Annotated in this window: 3 protein-coding genes; 1 reads left to right on the forward strand and 2 read right to left on the reverse strand. The window is 71.0% G+C overall.

What is annotated here, in order from left to right; all coding sequences use genetic code 11:
* A partial coding sequence (locus FV223_RS25070; RefSeq protein ID WP_246689800.1) for a thiamine pyrophosphate-binding protein occupies nt 1-982 on the reverse strand: 982 nt, incomplete at its 3' end.
* A gap of 163 nt (nt 983-1,145) precedes the next feature.
* Nucleotides 1,146-1,466, reverse strand: a complete 321-nt coding sequence (locus tag FV223_RS30840; protein WP_187274904.1) for a hypothetical protein — start codon at nt 1,464-1,466, stop codon at nt 1,146-1,148.
* Nucleotides 1,467-1,791: 325 nt separating this feature from the next.
* Here FV223_RS30840 and FV223_RS25080 point away from each other — a divergent pair.
* Nucleotides 1,792-2,531, forward strand: a 740-nt coding sequence (locus FV223_RS25080; protein ID WP_147729499.1) for a sigma-70 family RNA polymerase sigma factor, incomplete at its 3' end; no start/stop codon positions are given.

The following is a 2,531-nucleotide window of genomic DNA, read 5'->3' on the forward strand; positions in this document are numbered from 1 at the left end:
GCGCCGCGAGCAGCGGGCCGGGCGCGGCCTGGATCGCCAGGGCCGGCTGGTAGACCCGGCCGAGCTCGTTCGCGTCCGGGTGGGCGTGGACCAGCGGCAGGCCGGGATCGGGGATGCCGAGCAGGCGATAGGACTGCGCCGGCATCTCCGAGAGCCGGCCGCCGATCATCACCAGCAGGTCGGCCGCGCGGATGCGGGCGACGAGGGCCGGGTTCGGGCCGATGCCGAGCTCGCCGGCGTAGTGCGGATGGTCGGCCGGGAAGAGGTGGGCGCGCCGGAACGAGGTCGCCACCGGCAGGTCCTCGGCCTCGGCGACGGCGACGAGGTCGTCGCGCGCGGCCTCGTTCCAGCGCGATCCGCCGACGAGGACGATCGGGCTTTGCGCGCCGTCGAGCCTCCGGCGCAGGTCGGACACGTCCTCCGGGCGGGGTGCGGGCTCCGCCGGCTCGACGGGCCCCGCATCGGCGACCGCGACCGCGTCGTCGAGCATGTCCTCCGGCAGCGCCACCACCACCGGGCCGGGGCGCCCCTGCATCGCCGTCCGGAAGGCGCGGGCCACGAGCTCGGGGATGCGCGCGGCGTCGTCGATCTCGACCACCCACTTGGCCACGGTGCCGAACATCGCGCGGTAGTCGATCTCCTGGAACGCGTCGCGGTCCCGCATCGCGCGGGCGACCTGGCCGACGAACAGGATCATCGGCGTCGAGTCCTGCTGCGCCACGTGCAGGCCGGACGCGGCGTTGGTGGCGCCGGGGCCGCGGGTGACGAAGCAGATGCCCGGCCGGCCGGTGAGCTTGCCCGCCGCCTCGGCCATCATCGCGGCCCCGCCCTCCTGCCGGCAGACCAGCACGTCGACGTCCGTGTCGTAGAGCGCGTCGAGCACTGCGAGGTAGCTCTCGCCGGGGACGCAGGTCAGGCGCCCGACGCCCTGCGCCAGGAGCTGGTCGACGAGCACGCGCGCGCCGGTTCGGGGTCGGGCCATCGGCGGTTTCCTCGTGCGGACCGGAGCGGTCGCCCTCGCGCGGGGAAGTCTGGTTCGCCGGGCGTCGAAGGCAAGGCCGCAGCCTGCGCGCGGCGGCGGGAGACGAGGCCGTCGCGAACATGCTCGGCCTCCGTTCGAGGCCCTGCAGCGCGGGGCTGCCCTGTCAGTCCGTCGCGTCGTCGGCGCCGGACACCGCATCGCGGAAGCGAAGCAGGCGGGCGCGGGCCGAGCGCGAATCCGCCTCGGGTGCGTCGCCGTCCGGACGAAGGGCGGCGGCCTCGTCGAGACCGGTGGCGTGCTGCGCCCGCACGAGCGGTGCGCCGATCGCGGCCATCAGGATCCGCAACCCGTCGATCCAGTCCTCGACCTCGGCCAGCGAGGCGAAGCCCTCGCGCCGATACGTCTTGTCGGGTGCGAGCGTGGCGACGGCGTCGAACAGGCCGTCGTCCCGGTCGTGAATGCGATAGGAAACCAAGCGAGGCATGACGAATAGATACCTCAACCTTCCCCGTGCGAGAAGGTTGCCCGTGAGGAAATCGGACGCGATGGTATCGGTTCCGACCTTCAGGCAGCGCATTCGGGTCGCACGGTCCCGTGATCCGCGAAGCTCAGCATCCGGGCGCGATTGCCTGAGCCCGTGATGCGCGGCACGGTGATTCCGAAGGATGGGGCGTTGCTTGCCGAGGCAACGATTTCTGAAGTCGCTCGCGTTCGCGCCCCGTTCATCACCGGCTCAGAATTTAATATGCAATTACCTTAGACTGGCTCAAAAGAGCTTGACCGTAAGAACCTTGGGACGCTCCATCGGCATGACGCACGCCATCTCCAACGGTCGGGACGAAACCTTCGAGACCGAGCTGAACGAGGTCGACGTCGCGGCCGCGGTCCGCAACCATCTCGGCGGCGAGCTGCGCGCCTACTTTGCCCTGCCGACCTGCGATGCCCTGCCGGAACCGCTCCTCGTGCTGGTGCGCCGCTTCGAGGCGCTGCTGGCGAGCCGCGGCGAGACGCCGACCACGGCGTTCCGCGACGACCTGATGGCGGTGCTTCCGGCTTTGCGCACCTTCGCGTTCTCGCTCGTCGGCGACATGAGCCGGACCGACGACCTGGTCCAGGAAACGCTGATGAAGGCGTGGATGAACCAGCACCGGTTCCAGCCGGGCTCGAACCTGGTCGCGTGGCTGTTCACGATCATGCGCAACCAGTTCTACACCGAGATCCGCAAGCGCAAGCGCGAAGTCGAGGATGCGGACGGGGTCCAGGCCGGCAAGCTCACCGCCGTGCCCGATCAGGAGGACGTCGTCACCCTGAAGCGGCTCTACGCGGTGATGGAGACGCTGCCGGCGACGCAGCGGGAGGCGCTGCTCCTCGTCGGGGCCGAGGGCCTGACCTACGAGGAGGCGGCGGTCCGGCTGCAATGCCAGGTCGGCACGGTGAAGAGCCGGGTCAGCCGGGCCCGCGGACAGCTCGCCGCCGAGATGGTTGCGGACCGCGGCCGCGACGTCGACCTCGTTCAGCTCGGTCTCGAAGGTTTCGTCCCGACCGTTGG

The organism is Methylobacterium sp. WL116, assembly GCF_008039455.1.
Classification (GTDB): Bacteria; Pseudomonadota; Alphaproteobacteria; order Rhizobiales; family Beijerinckiaceae; genus Methylobacterium.

Coding starts and splice junctions, on each gene's coding strand:
- FV223_RS30840 (WP_187274904.1), bottom strand. CDS start 1,466: ATGCCTCGCTTGGTTTCCTATCGCATTCACGACCGGGACGACGGCCTG.